This is a genomic window from Halomicrococcus pelagicus, assembly GCF_051917725.1.
GTDB lineage: Archaea > Halobacteriota > Halobacteria > Halobacteriales > Haladaptataceae > Halomicrococcus.
Genome location: NZ_JBQBLX010000001.1, coordinates 59,110 through 76,664, shown reverse-complemented (window position 1 = coordinate 76,664; position 17,555 = coordinate 59,110). Strand labels below are relative to the sequence as shown.

19 protein-coding genes and 1 tRNA gene are annotated in these 17,555 nt (G+C 66.5%); 11 read left to right on the top strand and 9 right to left on the bottom strand.

Going from position 1 to position 17,555, the window contains the following annotated elements; genetic code table 11:
• Positions 1-261: 261 nt before the first annotated feature.
• On the top strand, positions 262-399 hold the full coding sequence (locus tag ACTF4R_RS00390) for a DUF7503 family protein (RefSeq protein ID WP_433623443.1): 138 nt from the start codon (positions 262-264) through the stop codon (positions 397-399).
• Here the strand turns inward: ACTF4R_RS00390 and ACTF4R_RS00385 are convergent, their stop codons facing one another.
• Both ACTF4R_RS00385 and aroC read right to left on the bottom strand, forming a co-directional pair.
• Complete coding sequence (locus ACTF4R_RS00385) at positions 400-2,430, bottom strand: hypothetical protein (RefSeq protein ID WP_440005357.1); 2,031 nt, start codon at positions 2,428-2,430, stop codon at positions 400-402.
• 88 nt (positions 2,431-2,518) lie between these two features.
• Positions 2,519-3,691, bottom strand: a complete 1,173-nt coding sequence (gene aroC, locus ACTF4R_RS00380) for a chorismate synthase (RefSeq protein ID WP_440005355.1) — start codon at positions 3,689-3,691, stop codon at positions 2,519-2,521.
• A gap of 158 nt (positions 3,692-3,849) precedes the next feature.
• Here aroC and ACTF4R_RS00375 point away from each other — a divergent pair, with 158 nt between their 5' ends.
• Positions 3,850-4,170 carry a DUF5785 family protein gene (locus ACTF4R_RS00375; RefSeq protein WP_440005354.1) on the top strand — a complete coding sequence of 107 codons (321 nt, stop codon included), beginning with the start codon at positions 3,850-3,852 and terminating at the stop codon, positions 4,168-4,170.
• 16 nt (positions 4,171-4,186) lie between these two features.
• On the opposite strand, the gene udk is transcribed toward ACTF4R_RS00375, so the two are convergent.
• The gene (gene udk, locus ACTF4R_RS00370) at positions 4,187-4,912 is read right to left on the bottom strand and encodes a uridine kinase (RefSeq protein WP_440005353.1); all 726 of its coding nucleotides are present in this window, start codon (positions 4,910-4,912) and stop codon (positions 4,187-4,189) included.
• A gap of 111 nt (positions 4,913-5,023) precedes the next feature.
• Between udk and ACTF4R_RS00365 the strand changes: the two genes are divergently transcribed.
• The 3 genes from ACTF4R_RS00365 (at position 5,024) to ACTF4R_RS00355 (ending at position 8,048) form a co-directional block, all read left to right on the top strand.
• Positions 5,024-5,794 carry a GTP cyclohydrolase III gene (locus ACTF4R_RS00365; RefSeq protein ID WP_440005351.1) on the top strand — a complete coding sequence of 257 codons (771 nt, stop codon included), beginning with the start codon at positions 5,024-5,026 and terminating at the stop codon, positions 5,792-5,794.
• Between the two features lie 71 nt (positions 5,795-5,865).
• Positions 5,866-6,441 carry a CBS domain-containing protein gene (locus ACTF4R_RS00360; RefSeq protein WP_440005349.1) on the top strand — a complete coding sequence of 192 codons (576 nt, stop codon included), beginning with the start codon at positions 5,866-5,868 and terminating at the stop codon, positions 6,439-6,441.
• Positions 6,442-6,767: 326 nt separating this feature from the next.
• A complete protein-coding gene (locus ACTF4R_RS00355) occupies positions 6,768-8,048 on the top strand; it encodes an ABC transporter substrate-binding protein (protein WP_440005347.1) in 1,281 nt (426 codons plus the stop codon).
• Here the strand turns inward: ACTF4R_RS00355 and ACTF4R_RS00350 are convergent.
• Entirely contained in the window at positions 8,019-8,873 is an 855-nt protein-coding gene (locus tag ACTF4R_RS00350; protein WP_440005345.1) for a NosD domain-containing protein, read from the bottom strand. The two genes, ACTF4R_RS00355 and ACTF4R_RS00350, sit on opposite strands and share 30 nt — an antisense overlap.
• A 350-nt stretch (positions 8,874-9,223) precedes the next feature.
• On the opposite strand from ACTF4R_RS00350, the gene ACTF4R_RS00345 reads away from it, so the two are divergent.
• Positions 9,224-9,742, top strand: coding sequence for a metal-dependent hydrolase (locus tag ACTF4R_RS00345; RefSeq protein ID WP_440005343.1), 519 nt, complete (start codon positions 9,224-9,226; stop codon positions 9,740-9,742).
• Between the two features lie 26 nt (positions 9,743-9,768).
• Here the strand turns inward: ACTF4R_RS00345 and ACTF4R_RS00340 are convergent, their stop codons facing one another.
• From ACTF4R_RS00340 to ACTF4R_RS00325, 4 genes are read right to left on the bottom strand one after another with little or no spacing between them, the layout of a single operon-like run.
• Positions 9,769-10,473 (bottom strand): ABC transporter ATP-binding protein, encoded by a 705-nt coding sequence (locus tag ACTF4R_RS00340; protein WP_440005341.1) that lies wholly within the window; start codon positions 10,471-10,473, stop codon positions 9,769-9,771.
• The gene (locus ACTF4R_RS00335) at positions 10,470-11,318 is read right to left on the bottom strand and encodes an ABC transporter ATP-binding protein (RefSeq protein ID WP_440005339.1); all 849 of its coding nucleotides are present in this window, start codon (positions 11,316-11,318) and stop codon (positions 10,470-10,472) included. Before ACTF4R_RS00335 ends, ACTF4R_RS00340 begins: the two co-directional genes overlap by 4 nt.
• Positions 11,315-12,643, bottom strand: coding sequence for a branched-chain amino acid ABC transporter permease (locus ACTF4R_RS00330; protein WP_440005337.1), 1,329 nt, complete (start codon positions 12,641-12,643; stop codon positions 11,315-11,317). Before ACTF4R_RS00330 ends, ACTF4R_RS00335 begins: the two co-directional genes overlap by 4 nt.
• Positions 12,640-13,752: a branched-chain amino acid ABC transporter permease gene (locus ACTF4R_RS00325; RefSeq protein WP_440005336.1), complete on the bottom strand. Its 1,113-nt coding sequence runs from the start codon at positions 13,750-13,752 to the stop codon at positions 12,640-12,642. The genes ACTF4R_RS00330 and ACTF4R_RS00325 overlap by 4 nt, the downstream gene beginning before the upstream one ends.
• A 209-nt stretch (positions 13,753-13,961) precedes the next feature.
• On the opposite strand from ACTF4R_RS00325, the gene ACTF4R_RS00320 reads away from it, so the two are divergent.
• The 3 genes from ACTF4R_RS00320 to ACTF4R_RS00310 all read left to right on the top strand — a co-directional run bounded on the left by ACTF4R_RS00320 (position 13,962) and on the right by ACTF4R_RS00310 (position 15,726).
• The gene (locus ACTF4R_RS00320) at positions 13,962-15,161 is read left to right on the top strand and encodes a phosphoglycerate kinase (protein ID WP_440005334.1); all 1,200 of its coding nucleotides are present in this window, start codon (positions 13,962-13,964) and stop codon (positions 15,159-15,161) included.
• Positions 15,162-15,635 carry a GNAT family N-acetyltransferase gene (locus ACTF4R_RS00315; RefSeq protein WP_440005332.1) on the top strand — a complete coding sequence of 158 codons (474 nt, stop codon included), beginning with the start codon at positions 15,162-15,164 and terminating at the stop codon, positions 15,633-15,635. It begins immediately after the preceding gene.
• Between the two features lie 17 nt (positions 15,636-15,652).
• A tRNA-Thr gene (locus ACTF4R_RS00310) sits at positions 15,653-15,726 on the top strand.
• A gap of 132 nt (positions 15,727-15,858) precedes the next feature.
• On the opposite strand, the gene ACTF4R_RS00305 is transcribed toward ACTF4R_RS00310, so the two are convergent.
• A complete protein-coding gene (locus ACTF4R_RS00305) occupies positions 15,859-16,017 on the bottom strand; it encodes a hypothetical protein (protein WP_440005330.1) in 159 nt (52 codons plus the stop codon).
• Between the two features lie 155 nt (positions 16,018-16,172).
• Here ACTF4R_RS00305 and ACTF4R_RS00300 point away from each other — a divergent pair, with 155 nt between their 5' ends.
• Complete coding sequence (locus ACTF4R_RS00300) at positions 16,173-16,499, top strand: hypothetical protein (RefSeq protein WP_440005328.1); 327 nt, start codon at positions 16,173-16,175, stop codon at positions 16,497-16,499.
• Between the two features lie 573 nt (positions 16,500-17,072).
• A complete protein-coding gene (locus ACTF4R_RS00295) occupies positions 17,073-17,366 on the top strand; it encodes a hypothetical protein (RefSeq protein ID WP_440005326.1) in 294 nt (97 codons plus the stop codon).
• Positions 17,367-17,555: the final 189 nt, after the last annotated feature.

The window sequence follows — 17,555 nt, the reverse complement described above, 5'->3', positions numbered from 1 at the left end:
CCGGATGACATGTTACTATGTGACTCTCTATCGTAATAAATTTATGCCTGGTTCGGGAAAATAGACGGTCGGGCCAACGTTGCACGCTCGGAACACGCGGTCCTTGCAGCGAAGTCCTCGCCTACCGTCGGTGAAATCACCGATTGACGCCGGCGTCGGTCGTTCGTCGCCGAGAAAGCGCTTCCTTCGTTCGTCTAGGTCGGAGTTGATTCGAGTTAGGCGGTGAATGTCCAAGTGACTGGCTCTCGTCGGCCCGACACCATGACCGACGAGAGCCTTCCGAGAAACCTGGCGACGAACCCCCGCATCATCGGCGTCCTGTCCACGATGCTACTGCTGCTCGCGCACGTGGGGAGCGTCTCCGCGGGCGTCGGAACGCTCGCGGTCTACGGGCCGTAGTCACGGCGGGTCGTCCCACACCAGTTCACCGTCTTTTCGCACCGGCGAGCCGTGTGTCGAGAGATACTCCCGTAGCTCCGGCTCCGACAGCCGGAAGGTCGCCAGTTCGCCCGGAGCGAGGAAGTGCTGCTCGTTCGATCCGACCAGGGGGTACGCCATGGTCCCGACCGCCGCCTCGCGCGACGGGTAGGTCACCGGCGTCACGTCGTACTCCGACCCCGCCGTCTCGACGTCACAGAGCGTCGGAATGCCGTCTTCGACCTGGACGACGTCGACGCTCCCGTCGCCGACGACGAGGTAGTGTCCGCCGACGATGCTCTCGCCGGCCGCGAGTTGCAGCGCGGACCGGAGCGGGAATCCGAGGTTCAGCAGGCGCGCGAGCGTCCTGCCGACGCGGACCGCGCCGCTGTCGACCACGTCGCTGAACGTGACGACGCCGCCGACGGCACCCGCCTCCACCAGCGCGACCCCCTGTTCGTACGACCGGCAGGCGTTCAGCAGGAACGCGTGGACGCCGGTCGAATCGAGCGTCCCCGCGTCGAGCGTGCCGTCGCGACACCGGAAGCCGTCGTCGTCGACGTGACCGACGTAGTGGAGGAGGTCCACCGACGACGCGAGAATCGCCCGGAGTTCGTCCGTCGAACAGTCCCGGCGAAGCGTCACGTCGAACGGTAACTGCTCGCGGGAGCCGTACACCGTCTCGGCGACGGCCTGCTCGGGCGCCATCTCGTACTCGTTGCAGACGACGGTGATGTCGATGCTGGCCGGGTCGACGTCGCGGCGGAGGTCGTTGTGGAACGCGGCCGGAATACCCTTCGTCGCGTCGAGCGGAACGCCGTCGCCGAACCACACCTGTTCGACGGCGTCGGCGTCGCCGAGCGCGACGAACGGCGGGTCGTCCTCGGACTCGTCGCCCGCTCCCCCGCGCCGCTGCCCGAGGTAGGCGTCGAGCACCGACGACTGCACCTCGTCCGGCGACGCCCGACGCGCGTCCTCCGTCCGGACCACGCCGAGGTCGTACGCGACGAACGGGAGCACGGCGACCGCCTCGGGTGTCGGGTCGACGTGGGCGACGAGCGGCCACCGCGGGACGTGCGGGGCGAGCGTCTCGAACGGCACGGCGAGCGTCGCGTCGAGTCGCTCGGCCAGCGACGCGTCGTAGAGCGACGCGAAGTCGAGATCAACGTCCGAAGCGACCTGCTCGCGCTCGTACAGGTCGACCTGGTAGTACCCCTCGGTCCGGACGAGACAGTCGAGGAGGAACGCTCGCTTCAGCGTGCGCTCGACGTTGCGTTCGAACCCGGGCGGACCGGCCAGCGAGTGGGCGTCGCCGTCGACGACGAGTCGGGGGTCGTCCCCGGGTACCAGTTCGGCCCCGAGATAGTACGACAGCGGCGCTGCGACCGCGGCCGCCCGGAGCGTCGGCGGGAGTTCGATGCGGACGCCCGTCTCCGGCGCGGTGAGTTCGTCCGGAATCCGGAGTTCGTCGCCGCGTTCGACGAGCGGCGGGTGACCGCGGAGCGTAGGGTACGACCGCTCGGGACTCGTCGTCTTCAGCGCCGACGAGAGCGTCGACACCGCCGCGAACACGTCCCGGGGGTCGTCGGTCGTCGTCACCGTCGCCGCGGGATGGTGGTGGTACGAGCGCGCGCCGACCAGCACCGGCGGGTCGAACCGGAAGGTCATCAGGTCGGCGGTCGCGTCGACGGTGAGTGGGCCGTCGACCCGGAGGTAGAGCTTCACCGGCGCGTTCAACTCGACGCTGTAGGTGGCCGACGGCAGGTCGGTACGCGTCCCGGGCGACACCTGGAGGACGGGGTCGCCCGCCGCTTCGCGGACGAACCCCTCAACGGGCTCGACGAGGCGGAGCTCGGACGTCTCGACCTCGACGGCGCTGTCGACCGGAAAGCGAAACCGGTCCGGGTCGGCGGGTTCGGGCGAGAGCGGTTCGGAGGAGTCGAGGACGTACCGCCGTCCCTCGACGGCGTCGACGACCTCCAGACCGGTGTCGAGCGGTTCGAACGAGAGCACGAGTGACTCCTTCCCGTATTAGTTCACTGACAGTGAAAGATGAAAAAGGTTAGTGAGCTGGAAAGCGCCGCGGTTCGCCGGCGAGCGGTCACTCCTCCGGGCTGCTCGGGTGGTAGTCGGTGTCGTACTCGCCGGGGCGGTCGTCGACTCGGTCGGGGTTGACCCGACCGGAGAGCAACAGGAAGTCCACGAGCGTCAACGAGAGCATCGCCTCCACGACTGGGACGCCGCGCGGCGGCAGCACCGGGTCGTGACGTCCGATGACCTGCACCTCCTTCTTCTCGCCCGTCTCCCAGTCGACCGTCGTCTGCTCCTTCGGGATGGAGGTGGGCGCGTGCAGGGTCACCTCGCCGTAGATGGGTTCGCCCGTCGTGATACCGCCCTGTATGCCGCCGTGGTCGTTCTCGACCGGCACGGGGTCGCCGCGCTCCTGCGGGTCGCTCCCCGCATCACCCTCGAACTCCCACTCGTCGTTGCGGTCCGACCCGGTCCACTCCCGGGCCTCGCGGCCCAGACCGAACTCGAACGCGGTGCTGGCGGGGACGCTCATCATCGCCTGACCGAGTCGGGCCGACACGGAGTCGAACCGCGGCGCGCCGAGGCCTCGCGGGACGCCGCGCGCCTCGAAGTAGATCGACCCGCCGATGGAGTCGCCCGCTTCCTGGTACTCGTCGATGCGCTCGCGCATCGTCTCGGCCGTCTCGGGGTGGGCACATCGCACCTCGTTCTCCTCGCTGTGCTCTTTGATCTGTTCGAAGGAGACGTCGGGGGCCTCGATGTCGCCGATCTGGTTGACGTGAGCCTTGAGTTCGACGCCCTCGCGTTCGAGAATCTTCTTCGCTATCGCGCCCGCGGCCACCCAGTTGACGGTCTCCCGGGCCGACGAGCGCCCGCCGCCGCCCCAGTTGCGCGTGCCGAACTTCGCCGAGTAGGTGAAGTCGCCGTGCGAGGGCCGGGGCGCGGTGACGAACGGCTCGTACTTCTCCGAGCGAGCGTCCTTGTTCTGGATGACCATCCCGATCGGCGTCCCCGTGGTGTAACCGTCCTGGACGCCGGACTTTATCGACACCTCGTCCGGTTCGCCGCGGCTCGTCGTTATCATCGACTGGCCGGGCTTGCGCCGGTCCAGGTCGCGCTGTACGTCCTCCTCCGCGAGTTCGAGGCCGGCCGGACACCCGGAGACGGTGACCCCCATCGCGTCGCCGTGGCTCTCTCCGAACGTCGTTACCTGGAAGAGCCGTCCGAAGCTGTTCCCGTTCATGAGTAGACGGTGAGGGTGCCGCCCATTTAGCCTTTGCACAAGGCGCAATGCTCCCCGGTCGAGAGAGCCGAACCCCGGAAGCGCACCGGACGGCGTCCGAGCGGTCGTCGGAACCGGAGACAGTAATCCTTTTCGTGCCCCCGGACCCATCTCGGGACATGGACTGGCCGCACGACCCCGACGGCGAGGAGGGCAGCGAGGGTGGCCGCAAGTACGGTCTCGCCATCCTGGCGAAGAAACTCGATGAGGAGGAGGACTTCCCGCTCTCGCGCGACGAGTTCGTCGAGGCGCACGCCGACGAACCGGTGCGCATCAACTACCGGAAGGTCGTCAGCGTCGACGACATCTTCGACCACATCGACCAGGCGGAGTTCGACGACATCGTCGACTTCCACCAGAGCGTCGGCGAGGCGATGCGACGGGGCGGGTTCTGGGACTACCATCCGAAAGGCGAAGTCTCCGAAAACAGCCACGTCTGAGCTACCGAAAGGCGGCTCACTCGTTTTCGCGTTCCCAGCGCTCACCGTCCGGTCCGGGCGTCGCCGCCGGCGGGACTTCCTCCTCGTCGCCGGGCAGTTGCAGGTCCTCCTCGCTGACGCCCCATCCCGAGTACGTCTCGGCCATCACCTTCTCCTCCAGCAGGTTCACCGCGACGCTGTTCGCGCCCTCGGGGATGATGATGTCGGCGTGTTTCTTCGTCGGTTCGACGAACTGCTCGTGCATCGGCTTCACCGTCGAGAGGTACTGCTCGATGACGCCCTCGAGGTCGCGGCCACGGTCGACCACGTCGCGCTCGATGCGCCGGAGGATGCGCACGTCGGCGTCCGTCTCGACGTACACCTGCAGGTCGAGCATCTCGTTGACGTCCGAGTCGTAGAGCGCGAAGATACCCTCCAGGACGACCACGTCGGTCGGCTCGACCGTCAGCGTCTCCTCCTTGCGGTTGTGGACCGAGAAGTCGTACTGGGGCATCTCGATGGTCTGGCCGGACAGCAGGGCGTCGAGGTGGTCCCCCAGCAGCTCCCACTCGAACGCCGACGGGTGGTCGTAGTTGACGTCCTCGCGCTCGGCGACGTCGAGGTGCGAGAGGTCCTGGTAGTAGTTGTCCATCGGGATGCGGGTGACCGCGTCCTCGACCGCTTCCGTTATCTCGCGGGCGACCGTCGTCTTGCCGGCACCGGTTCCGCCGGCGATGCCGACGACGAACGAGGGGATAGTCATCTGGCGGTCGCTTGGACCCGAGGCGCTTCAATCTCCCGGAATCTTCCCCCAGTTCCGTGACGCGTACCGCGATTAGGACGAATTATAAGGGAGCAGGGAGAAGACGCGAGCGTGACGAACGCCCAGATTACGCTGATTCAGATCGACAACTACGGGCCGTGGACGGTGACACCCGAGCCACGGCGGGAAGTCGACCTTCAAACGTTACAGTCGCGACTCTACGCCGACCTCTCGCAGTTGATCGGCAATCGCGAGGGATACGTCTTCTTCACGCGGTTCGACAACATGGTCGCAGTGACGAACGGACTCACCATCGACGACCACGCGCTGGTTCAGGAGTCCGTCGCGAACCGGTTCCCGGTGACGGTCAGTCTGAGCGTCGCCACCGGAACCAGTCCCATCGTGGCGCTCGAAGACGCCACCGAACTGCTCCAGGACGCCGGCAGCGCCCAGGACAAGTCCCGGAGAGAGATTCTGCGGGGTCGAGCTATCGACGAACAGTTCCGGACCGGCGACGACGTCCAGATCGCCCACTTCGACGTCAACGACATGACGGGTAACTACACCGACGAGGTCAACGCCTTCGACTCGTTCATCCACATCGAGAAGGGGTACGCCGCTCTGATGGAGTACATGCGCACCGAGTACGACGCCCTCACCTTCTTCGTCGGCGGCGACAACGTCATCGCGGTCTGTCCGGAGATGGACGAGGCCGACTACGAGGACGCCATCGAGCACGTCGAAGAGACCGCCGAGGTCGAACTCAAGGTCGGCGTCGGAAGCGGTGCCGTCGCACAGGACGCCGGGATGGCCGCCAAGCACGCCCTCGAAACGTGCCGGGCGGTCGGTAGTCGCGTCGAGTTCGCGGAGCCGACGAACTAGAACTGTTCGACCGACGCGACGATAAAGTTGCCGGGGATAGCTTTTAGGCCAGTTGTGCCAAACGTTGCCACATGGAAGGCGAAGTCACAGTACGGGACGTGATGACCAGGGAGTACGTCGGTGTCAGCGAGTCAGACACCGTTCTGGGGGCGGTACAGCTCATGCAGTCGGAAGGGGTCGGTAGCGTCGTCGTCCTCCGGGGGAGCGAACCGGTGGGAATCATGACCGAATCGGACGTGATGGACCTCGTGGCCGAGGAACGCGACCCGGCCTCCACGACGGTGTCGGAGGTGATGACCAGTCCGGTCGTGACGACCGGCGCGGACCGGAGTCTCGCCGACGCCGCGGGGACGATGACCCACCAGGAGATTCGCCGCATCGTCGTCACCGAAGACGAGGAACTCGTGGGCGTGCTCACCGAACGGGACGTCATCTCGGCGTCGACGTCACCGTCGAGCATCAACTCGCACCAGGGCCACGAGCCGACCGAGACCGCCGGGGCGACGCCCGTCGAACGGCCCGCGAACACGGACGGCGGCGACACGGAGTACGCCAACCAGAGCATCTGTGAGGTGTGCGGGTCACTGACCCACGCCCTGACGAACGTGAACGGACAGCTCGTCTGTAGCGACTGCAGAGACTTCTGACGCCGGCAGACGGCTTCCCGCTCGACCGCCAGCGCATCCTTCCTCGTCGACTGGCGTTCCCGAGACGCCAGCGATGCGAGGTCGTCCGCCATTGGCCAGCGTACCTACACTTCGAACGGAAACGACGACCCACTCGTCGTCCCTCCCCTTTCGTCGTCGGCCGACCGCTCGTCGCCACGATTTCGACGCGACCGGAGGCTCTGTCCCGTCACCACCAGAAGCGCCGACACCTGTCTTATTCGGGGGTCGGCGATGAATCGACCCTAATCTATAATGATACTTTAAAATAGACTTTTTGCCCGCTGTGTCGACATTTCTCTCCGGACATGAGTCCAAAAATCGACCGACGCGACTACCTCCGGGGAGTGGGAGCTGCGACGACCGTGGGATTGATGGGGAACCTACAGCAGCAGGACGGCGGACCCGACATGCTCGTCGTCATCGGATACCCCCAGAGCGGAATCCAACTGTTCCGGGACCTCTACGGGATGGGGCGAGGTGACCTCGACGTACTCGTCCCGGACGGACTGCAGGACTCCACACTGCCGAACCAGGTCGGCAATCCGATGAACAACGTCACCGGCACCGCACCCGCGCCCGCGGGACCGAACCGACAGGCGTTCCAGCAGTTGTATCGCGACGCGTACGACAGCGAACCGGGCGTGTTCACCTCCCAGTCGTACGACTCCGTCGCCATCCTCATCCTGGCGAACGCAGCGGCGGGCGAGAACGACGGGTCGGCCATCCGACAACAGATGCGTCGGGTCGCGAACCCGCCGGGCCAGGACTTCGGCCCCGAGAACTTCGTCGACGCCGTCAGGGCCGCAGCGAACGGCGAAGACGTGAACTACCAGGGCGCATCGAGCGTGACGAACTTCGACGAGAACGGCGACCCGGCCTCGGCCTCCTACAACGTCTGGCGGTTCGCGCCGCAGACCGACGATGGTATCGAGGTCGTCAACACCCGCCGGTTCGAGAGCGACGCCGGCGGTCCCGCCGCCGACAACGCCCCTGGTGGCATGGGGCGGACGATCAGGGTCGGCATCCTGCTGCCGGAGACGGGCGACCTCGGCTCCGTCGGGACGCCGATGATACAGGCCTCGCGCATTCCGATTCAGCAGGTGAACGACGCCGACATCGACCTCCAGGTCCAGACCCAGGTCGAGGACACCCAGACGGCCCGACAGCCTGCTCTCAGCGGGGCGAACGCGCTGGTCAACGCCGGTTTCCCGGCCATATCCGGGCCGGCCTCCTCGGGCAACAACATCCCCGTCTCGACCGAAGTATACATCCCGAACAACGTCGTCGGCTGTTCGCCGTCGAGCACCGCCATCACGGTCTCGCGGCTTCAGGACAACGACTTCGTCTTCCGGACGGCTCCGAGCGACCTCCTCCAGGGTCCCGTGATGGCGCAGGTCGCCGCCGAGCGCATCGGCGCGTCCTCGGCGTCGACGCTGTTCGTCAACAACGACTACGGCCAGCAGCTATCGAACCAGTTCGCCGAATCGTTCCGGCAGGACCACGACGGCCAGGTCATCAACCAGGTCGCGTTCAACATCGGCGAGTCGTCGTACTCCTCAGTCATCCAGCAGGCGCTGGGCGGCTGAACGGCTCGACGTTCGCCAACGTCCGGCTTCCGTCTCGTTCGCCGGGAGCCGATTTCGACTCGCGTTCACCAGTCGGAGGTTCGCGTCGTTCAACAGTTCGAGGTTCCGGAGGTCGTTGCCCCGGGCGTCGACCAGCAGGACGCCCACCCGGTTCTCCCGGAGAGTGCTGTCACGGAGGCTGCTCGCCGACGTTCCGGCGAGCGCGACCCCGACCGCGCTGTCGGTCACCGTGCAGTTCCGCAGGGTCACGGCTCGCGACTCCGCGACGAGGACGCCCTCTTCGCTGTGAGCCGACGCCGTGCTGTCGCGGACGACGGTCCCGTCTGCGTCGACGAGCACGACTCCAGAGAAGCCGTTCTCCGTTCGTACGCCGGTGACCGTCGCGGCCGGCGACGAGCGCAGCGTGACGCCGTTGCCGGTCCGCCACGTCGCCACCTCGGCGACGCTGGCGCGCGCCGCTCGCTCGAAGCGGACGCCGAACGTCCAGCGGACGGCCGTGAGGTTCCGGACGGTCACGTTCGCCGCGTCGACCACCAGCACCCCCGTCGTGTTCTCGCGGAACTGGCCGCCGGAGACGACGTTCCCTCGGCCCTCGAGCGTCACGTCGCTCGCCGCGATTCGGATGCATACGTCCGCGGTCCGGTTCTCGACGTCCGTTCCGAGGACGTACCGACCGGACTCGGTGATGGTCGTGCAGTCGTCGACGACCGTCGGCGAGCGTTCGAACGACGTCGGGGCGTCCGTCACGTCCGACGGTGTGGCGAACGCGCCGCCCACGACGACGGCGCAGAGCAACGCGAACGGAGCGAGGCGGGAGACGTCCATGACCCCCGTCACGGGCGTGCGACGCTTATCGGTTACCGCCGGAGACGCCTCGCTGTCCGCGCTCGGTCGGCGGAACACGGGCAAGGCGGTAGCCAGCGTTCGTCGGGTGAAAAGCGAACAGGCGGCACGTGAGGGATGCACGCGGGGCGTGCCACGCTTCGGCCGGGACCCCGTCGCGGCGGTCTGTCAGGTCACGTCCGGAGGTGGTCTCGCCTTCCGGTTTGAATGCTCGCGTCGCAAGAGAGCGCCGACGGATTCGTTCGCCGAGGAGGGCGGTCGACGTTCAGCCCACCGAAACCGGCGCTGAAACCACCATCAGATACATTCCGCCTCGTTTCGTAACGTCGTCCGTGGTCGACATCATTGGCCATCTCGGAATGGCGCTCATCTGGCTGACGGTCGGGTGGTTCGTGTACGAGCGACGAGCGGCGCTCGGATTCGTCGCCATCGGACTGCCGTTCGGTCTGTTACCGGACGTCGACCTCTGGCTGGAGAAGGCGTTCCCGACGGTCCACCACCACGGAGTCACCCACACGATACTGTTCGTGACGCTCGCGAGCGTCGTGGTCGGCGCGGCGGTCGGCAAGTGGGTCGTACCGAAACTCGAGGGGAGATACGTTCCCCAGGACGAGATAGGCAACGAGTACGGCTACGCCATCGGCGCCCTGTGGGTCGGGGGACTGAGCCACCTGTTCGCCGACATGCTGTCCGCGCCCGACATCGCCTCACCCATCGAGCCGTTCTGGCCGCTGGCCCAGAGCAAGGTGATAACGATAGACCTCATCTGGTACAACTCGCCGTTCTGGAACTGGGGGTTCTTCCTCACCGGCCTCGCGCTCACTCTGGGCTTCTGGTGGGCACGCCGGTAAGCTCGATTCCGACGCGTTCGAGCCCGTCAGCCGCCGAGGAACTCCTGGCGGACTTCGTCGTCGCCGAGCAACGTGTCGCCGGTGTCCTCGAAGCGGTTCTGGCCCTGCACGAGGACGTACCCGCGGTCGCAGCGTGCCAGCGCTTCCTTCGCGTTCTGTTCGACCATGAGGATGGCGGTGCCGCCGTCGTTTATCTCGTCGACCTTGTCGAAGGTCTCGACGACGAGGTCGGGCGCGAGGCCGGCGCTCGGCTCGTCGAGCAACAGCAGGTCGGGGTCGAGCATGAGCGCCCGCCCCATGGCGAGCATCTGCTGTTGCCCGCCGGACATCGTGCCGGCGCGCTGGTCGCGGCGCTCCCTGAGGATGGGGAATCGCTCGAACACGTCCGCGAGGGCGTCCTCGGGAACCTCGTCGAGGATGTACGCGCCCATCTCCAGGTTCTCCTGGACCGTCAACGTCGGGAAGACGTTGTCGCTCTGCGGGACGTAGCCGAGACCGCGGTGGATGACCTGCTCGGGAGTGGAGTCCTGTATCTCCTCGCCGCGGTAGGCGACGACGCCGCCCATGTAGTTCGTCAACCCGAAGATGGACTTCATCACGGTGGACTTGCCGGCGCCGTTCGGTCCAACGATGGTGACGTACTCGCCGTCCTCGACCGACATGTCCACGTCCTCGAGTACCTGGAGGTCGCCGTAGCCGGCGTCGAGGCTCTCTATTTCGAGCAGCGTCATCGTATCTCCCCGCCGAGGTAGGCGTCGATGACGCGCTCGTTCGACTTTATCTCCGAAGGTGTGCCGTCCGCGAGCACCGTTCCCTGGTGCATCACGATGACGCGCTCGCAGTTGTTCATGATGACGTCCATGTCGTGTTCGACGAGCAGGAAGGTGAACCCGCGCTCGCGGAGTTCGTGGATGTGCTTGAGAAGTTTCTTCTCTAGCGACGGGTTGACGCCCGCCAGCGGTTCGTCCAGCAACACCATCTTCGGGTCCGTCATCAGCGCTCGCGCCATCTCCAGCAGTTTGCGCTGGCCGCCCGAGAGGTTGCCCGCGTACTCCGTCGCGAGGTGGTCTATCTCGAAGAACTCGAGCATCTCCCAGGCGCGGTCGAGCATCGCCGTCTCCTGCTCGCGCACGTCGCCGCGGAGGCCGGGCGTCACCGACCGCCAGAGCCGCTCGCCGATCTGGCCCTTGGGCGCGAGCATCATGTTCTCGAGGACGGTCATCTCGGAGAGTTCGCGGGCGATCTGGAACGTCCGAACGAGCCCCCGGTCGGCTATCTGGTGGGGTTCCAGTCCGGTGATGTCCTCGTCGTCGAAGTACACCGACCCGGCGTCCGCCGGGTACACGCCCGTGATGAGGTTGAACGTCGTCGACTTGCCCGCGCCGTTCGGGCCGATGAGACCGGTCATCGACCCCTGCTCGACGTCGAACGTCGCACCGTCGACGGCGGTGATACCGCCGAACGACTTCCTGAGGTTCTCGACGCGCAGGGGCCTGTCGGCGAGGTCGGTCGCGTCGGTCGATACCTCGAGTGCGCCGGTCTCGGAGTCGGTTCGGGTGGCTTCGCCCGCGGTCATTCGCCGTCACCTCCACGTTCGCCGCCGGCCCCGTCGGCCGTCGGGACGAGCGTCGGCTCCTCGCGACGCGGCCGGGTGAGCGGGATGGTCGCCGCCTCCTCCTTGCGGTGGCCGAGCATCCCCTGGGGCCGGTGTTGCATCAGCCAGACGAGCACCGCGCCCATGAAGACGAGTTGCAGGGCGTTGATGTTGCCGATGAGGTAGGCGAGGAACGGTTCGACGTTGCCGTCGACCAGCGGACCGACTGCGCCGGCGAACGTGTTGGGCGCGCCGGTGACGCCGTACACTCCCCGGACGATGTTCTTCAGGTACAGCGGCCCCTGAAGGAGAAACGCCGAGAAGACGATAGCACCGAGGACGCTCCCGGTGTTCGACCCCGCGCCGCCGACGATGAGCGCCAGCCAGATGAAGAAGGTCACCTGGGGCCGGAACGACGTGGGCGTTATCGCGCCCTGGCGAAGCTGCCAGAGGATACCGCCCAGACCCATCAGCGCGCAGCCGAGCATGAACGACTTGATCTTGAAGCGGTCGGTGTTCTTGCCGAGGGCGTTGGCGACCTCCTCGTCCTCGCGGATGGCCTTCAGGACCCGGCCGAACGGCGATTCGCCGGTCCGCTTCAGCAGCCAGTAGAAGGCGACGACGAACCCGATCAGGACGATGGCGTAGGAGAGCGAGTTGACGACCGGTCGGATCGACCCGCCGAGAAGGGGATTTAACGTCGACACGACCGCTTCGTAGGGCGCGCTCTCGAAGATGGGCGTCATCGGGTCCGTGTAGTTCAGGAGGAGACCCCGGCCACCGCCGGTCCCGAGTTCCTGGCCCAACAGCGTGAACGTCTGGAACTTGCTCGACAGGAAGATGAACCGGACGATTTCGGAGGCGGCGATGGTGACGATGGCGAGGTAGTCGGCACGCAGGCGCAGTGCTGGCAGTGCGACGAGCAGTCCCAGCAGCGCCGCTGCGGTCATCCCGGCGAGGACGCCCACCCAGAGCGGGAGGCCGAGTCCGGAGACGGTGGCGGCTCCCGCCGTCGCACTAGCCGGCGGCTTCGACACCATCGCCATCGTGTAGAGTCCCACAGCCATGAAGCCCGCGATGCCGATGTTGAAAAGCCCCGTGTACCCCCAGTGGAGGTTCAGCGCGAGCGCGAGCATGCCGTAGACGCCGATGAGGAAGGTCAGCCGGGCGATGGAGTTCACCTGGCCGCGCAGCGAGTAGCCCAGCGCCGTCCCCGCCAGCAGGTAGACGGCGTAGACGCCGACGAGCGCGCCGACGATGAGCACCGCGTCGTTGACGTCGGCGTCGAAGATGTCTCGGACGCTCATGCCGTCGTCCTCCCGGCGAACAGTCCCTGCGGCTTGAACAGCAGGATGAGTATCATCATCCCGAACGCGGCGGCCCGACCGAACTCGCCGGGAATCCAGATGATGGCGAGGTTCCAGGTAAGACCGATGACGATGCCGCCGAGAATCGCGCCGTAGATGGAGCCGATGCCGCCGAGGATGACCGCCGCGAAGATGGGCAGGAGGAGGAGCCAGCCGAACTGGAAGTCGATGGTGCCGGTCCACAGCACCATCAGGTAGCCCGCGACGCCGGTCAGCCCGCCGCCGATGATCCAGGTCCAGCGGATTACGCGCTCGGTCGGGATGCCAGTGATGCGGGCGAGGTCCTCGTTGTCGGCCATCGCACGCATGGCCTTCCCGAGTTTCGTTCGCTGCAGCAGCAGGTGGATGGCGAACATCAGCGTCACGGTAGCCACGAGCAGCGTCAGGTCGTGGGCGCTGACGCCGACGGTGCCGTCGAAGAAGGGGACCGACCACTCCTGAATCGACAGCGACGCCGTCGTCCCGCGATTCGCCGTCGAGAAGACGAACACGATGAGATACCGGAGTACGAACGCGACGCCGACGCTGGTGATGAGCAGGGAGATGCCGCCCGCGTCCCGCATCGGCCGGTAGACGACGCGGTCGATGGCCAGCGCCAGGACGATGGTCCCCAGCCCGGCGACGACGAGTCCCGCGAGGACGGCGAGCGGCGTCGTCGCCGCGGTGATGCCGAGCGCGCTCGCGTAGACGGACCCGCCCGCCCCGACGAGGAGGAGGCTGGGCCACGGCGCCTCGCCGAATCCGGCGACGAGATAGGTTATCGCCCAGCCCGAGAACGCCCCGCTGGTGATGTAGTCGCCGTGCGAGAAGTTCGCGAAGTTCAGGATGCTGTACGTCATCGAGAGCCCGATGCCGGCGAGTCCGATTATCAGTCCGCGCATGAGGCCGTTCCAGACCAGCGAACCGACGTCGGACAGGAGCAGGCCACCGAACAGCAAGCGGTTTGCGAAGTCCAGGAGCAGGAGAACGGCGAACGCCCCGACCAGTACGGCGAGTGGGCGCTCACCGACGAGGCTCCGCCCCCGGGAGTACGTATCTGTTACGCTCATTGATAACCCCCAACACGATACGGTGCCCGTCACGCTACTAAACCTTTCTCACCGTGCCGTACCGTGGGGTTTCGTAACGAGAGCATAACTAAACAGCGTCGTGACAGTTCCGGCCAGCGAACGGCGTCTAAGACGTTGACTCGGTTCCGCGTTATTTTTCACAATACATCACCGACACACATATGCCGCGGGCCGGTGGAATCCCCCGTATGTCCATCGAGACCCTGGACGACCTCGCCGTCCAAGGGACCACGCTCGGCGTGCGAATCGACATCAACAGTCCGTTGACTGACTCGGGGGACCTCGCCGACGACGCGCGCCTACGGGCGCACGTCGACACTCTCTCCGAACTGCTGGAGCGGGGCGGAGCGGTGGCCGTCCTCGCCCACCAGGGACGCCCCGGCGGCGACGAGTTCGCCGGCCTTCGCCCCCACGCCGACCGCCTCGACGAACTGCTCTCCGCCCCCGTCTCCTACTGTGACGCCACCTTCTCCGAGGACGCCCGCGACGTCGTCCGCGACCTCGACGGCGGCGAAGCCGTCGTGCTGGAGAACACCCGCTTCTACAGCGAGGAGTACATGGAGTTCCCGCCCGAGAAGGCCGCCGAAACCCACCTCGTCGACCGCCTCGCTCCCGCACTCGACGCCTACGTCAACGACGCCTTCGCGGCCGCCCACCGCTCTCAGCCCTCGCTCGTCGGGTTCCCGACCCGCCTGCCAGGGTACGCCGGTCGAGTCATGGAGCGCGAACTCGACGTCCTCGGCGGCATCGAGACGACCGCCCGTCCGCGGGCGTACGTCCTCGGGGGTGCCAAGGTCTCCGACTCCATCGGCGTCGCGCGGAACGTCCTCGAGCGAGACCTCGCCGACCACGTCCTCACGGCGGGCGTGGTGGGCAACGTCTTCCTGTTCGCCGACGGCGCGGACGTGGGCGACGCCACGGCCGACTTCATCCACGACCAGGGCTACTGGGACTACATCGACGACGCCGCCGACCTGCTCGAAGAGTACGGCGACCGGATTCGGCTCCCGAAAGACGTCGCAGTCGAGCGCGACGGCGACCGCCACGAGGTGGCTCGCGAGGCGTTCCCGCCGGGCGACGGCGAGGCAGCGATGGACGTCGGCACCGCGACCGTCGACGCCTACTCGTCGCTGCTCGCCGACGCGGAGACGGTGGTGCTCAACGGTCCCGCCGGCGTCTTCGAGGAGGAGACGTTCTCTCACGGCACCCGAGAGCTGTACGCGGCCGCGGCCGAGTCCGCCTACAGCATCGTCGGCGGCGGCGACACCGCCGCGGCCCTCAGACGGTTCGGCCTGGACGGCTTCGACCACGTCAGCACCGGCGGCGGCGCAGCCCTGCGGATGCTCACCGGCGAGCCGCTTCCGGCCGTCGAGGCCCTGGAGGAGTAGATGAGAGTCGAGGTGGCGACGACCGACGACGTCGACCGGGTCACGGACCTCTGGGTCGACCTGGCCCGCGACCAGCGCTCGTACGGTAGCCACCTCCGCGCGGAAGCGAACCGCGTACCGGTCCGAGAGACCATCGCCCGCCACGCCAGCGAAGACACCCTCCTGGTCGCACGCGACGACGACGTCGTCGGGTTCGTGACTGTCGGCGTCGAGACGGGGTCCTACGCCCAGGACTGCACCCGGGGCGTCGTCCAGAACGTGTACGTCGCTCCCGAGCGCCGCGACGAGGGCGTCGGCTCCGCGCTGCTGGCCGCCGCCGAGGAGCGGCTGGGCGACCTCGGTGCCGACGTCGTCGCCCTGGACGTCCTCGCCGACAACGACGCCGCCTGGCGGTTCTACCGGCGCGCGGGCTACGAACCGCATCGCGTCGAGATGGAAAAATCGGTCGAAAACGATAACCACTCAAAGGAGTAACCGCAAGTGAGGCGTGCGCCAAGGGAGCTTGGGCGGTTCAAGCACTCGATTTGTAATCGAGAATTCGTGGGTTCAAATCCCACCCTTGGCTTGCGTCCGGCGGTCGTGACCGGTAGTCTTCGCTCCTGACCGAAACCGGTCCTTACCCGGACGGGAAAGAACGGTTCCTCTCGAAGGTCGCGATGCTGGACGGCGACGTTCTACCGCCCGGGCGGGTTCGTTCTCACGCGGAGCTCTCGAAGACCGCGTATCCGATATCTTCGGGCACGTGGGCCGTTTCGTCGTCTGCGCTCCGTTCTTCGTCGACCTCGAGTTCGACGCCGGTTCCGGAGAGATTCCGGTAGCGGAGATTTGCCGGGTCGATGCCGCGGAACGTTTGCATGTCCACAACGAACCGGGGGATTCGTACTGCTGCTGGAAGGTGATGGGAGTCCACTCGTCCGTAACCCCCTGTCCGGGCCGCTGTACCTCGAACGGTTTCCCGTCGAGCCGTCCGATTACCTGTTCGAGCGCGACGTAACCGACCGTCTCGTCACCGTGCGGACCGAGGGCCTCCTCCTCCTGCAGTCGCACGTCGAACGAGTCCCGAGAAACCTTCGCCGGTCACGTGACGATGGGGTCGATACCAGCGAACGCCTGAGCCTTCGTGGGGACGACCGGTACCTCTCCGTCGAAGGAACTCTCGAACGGTACGGTGACGAAGTCGGTAGAGAGGACACCGATACCGGCGAAACGGCGTGGAAGCGCACGGACAGAGCGGCGGCCATCGACTTCCAGGCGACGTACCGGACGGCAACTGACGCTACCGAGGCCTCCCTCGATACGCTGGTCGGCCGGTTTTTAGCCGCGAAATCGCGAGGCTGAAGATCGTCGTCCCGCATTCCGTCACCGTACGAGCCGAAACGGTCGCCAAGTCGACGTGCGTCTCGTCAGACAGTCCACCGTCCCTCCTCGCTCTGCCCGCGACCGGAGACCGTGGTTCCGGATGCCGACAGCGAAATCCCTGGACTTGACAGCCTGAACCGCCCGAACTGGAGGGCGTCGGGGTTCGGAAACGCCTGCAGTGAGGCGGTGCGGTCGAACGGTTTCTCACCCGGAACCGCGACTCGGACGCAGCAGTCCGTTCGTGTCGAGCGAGTGCCTATAGAAACGGACAGTACCGCTTCGCTGAGGTGATTAATGGGGAGCTAACTCCGTTCTGGGAGTTGCAGACCGTTGTTCTGGTTTGCCGGCGGCGGGAGTATCCCCCGGGTTTATGCTCGCGCCGCACTTGGACATTTTCCTATGAGCCGGGCCCAGAGTGTTCCTCAGTGGATGGCAGCGCCGGAGGAGTTCAGGAACACACTAAAAATGGTGTTGAGTACTGCGTACAAAAACGACCGCCGTTTCGACCGGGCCTGGACGTTCCGCTACTCGGAGGAGGGGCGTCAGGACCTGATGGTGGAAATAACGCACCTCGAGAAGCGCGGAACGGAAGAGGTCATGGAACCGCCGACGCCGACGAAGTCCCCCGGAGACGCCGTCGTCAGGGACTTCCGGGACGTGCTCGGGGACCTCCTCCTGAAGGCGTGGAAGCGGGGAATCCAGTTCGACCAGGCCTGGACGTTCCGCTACGCCGACGAGGACCATCCCGACCTCATGGTCGAGATTACCGTCCTGGGGGAAGACGAGGAAGCGCCCGGGTCGGCCGCCGACGAGCCGAGCGACGACGGAGCGGGCCGGGAAGCCTGAGTCCGCAGGCGCACCAGCGCGTCGGACACTGGGCAGGGGATGGAACGACCGCGGCCGTTCGGGACGCGACCGGCCCGGTCACCCGGGAGAAGCGTTCTTTTGGTGGTTCGTTCGACGGCCGCCCGAACGTTCCCGTCAGGTAGCGGGGAGGAACGGGCGAGCGGTACGCGGCGATGGTCGAGGTCTCGA

Excerpts from the sequence above, each read along its gene's own strand:
- ACTF4R_RS00390 (WP_433623443.1), top strand. The coding sequence starts at position 262 with ATGACCGACGAGAGCCTTCCGAGAAACCTGGCGACGAACCCCCGCATC.
- aroC (WP_440005355.1), bottom strand. The coding sequence starts at position 3,691 with ATGAACGGGAACAGCTTCGGACGGCTCTTCCAGGTAACGACGTTCGGA.
- ACTF4R_RS00375 (WP_440005354.1), top strand. The coding sequence starts at position 3,850 with ATGGACTGGCCGCACGACCCCGACGGCGAGGAGGGCAGCGAGGGTGGC.
- udk (WP_440005353.1), bottom strand. The coding sequence starts at position 4,912 with ATGACTATCCCCTCGTTCGTCGTCGGCATCGCCGGCGGAACCGGTGCC.
- ACTF4R_RS00360 (WP_440005349.1), top strand. The coding sequence starts at position 5,866 with ATGGAAGGCGAAGTCACAGTACGGGACGTGATGACCAGGGAGTACGTC.
- ACTF4R_RS00355 (WP_440005347.1), top strand. The coding sequence starts at position 6,768 with ATGAGTCCAAAAATCGACCGACGCGACTACCTCCGGGGAGTGGGAGCT.
- ACTF4R_RS00350 (WP_440005345.1), bottom strand. The coding sequence starts at position 8,873 with ATGGACGTCTCCCGCCTCGCTCCGTTCGCGTTGCTCTGCGCCGTCGTC.
- ACTF4R_RS00340 (WP_440005341.1), bottom strand. The coding sequence starts at position 10,473 with ATGACGCTGCTCGAAATAGAGAGCCTCGACGCCGGCTACGGCGACCTC.
- ACTF4R_RS00335 (WP_440005339.1), bottom strand. The coding sequence starts at position 11,318 with ATGACCGCGGGCGAAGCCACCCGAACCGACTCCGAGACCGGCGCACTC.
- ACTF4R_RS00330 (WP_440005337.1), bottom strand. The coding sequence starts at position 12,643 with ATGAGCGTCCGAGACATCTTCGACGCCGACGTCAACGACGCGGTGCTC.
- ACTF4R_RS00325 (WP_440005336.1), bottom strand. The coding sequence starts at position 13,752 with ATGAGCGTAACAGATACGTACTCCCGGGGGCGGAGCCTCGTCGGTGAG.
- ACTF4R_RS00320 (WP_440005334.1), top strand. The coding sequence starts at position 13,962 with ATGTCCATCGAGACCCTGGACGACCTCGCCGTCCAAGGGACCACGCTC.
- ACTF4R_RS00315 (WP_440005332.1), top strand. The coding sequence starts at position 15,162 with ATGAGAGTCGAGGTGGCGACGACCGACGACGTCGACCGGGTCACGGAC.
- ACTF4R_RS00305 (WP_440005330.1), bottom strand. The coding sequence starts at position 16,017 with ATGCAAACGTTCCGCGGCATCGACCCGGCAAATCTCCGCTACCGGAAT.
- ACTF4R_RS00295 (WP_440005326.1), top strand. The coding sequence starts at position 17,073 with ATGGTGGAAATAACGCACCTCGAGAAGCGCGGAACGGAAGAGGTCATG.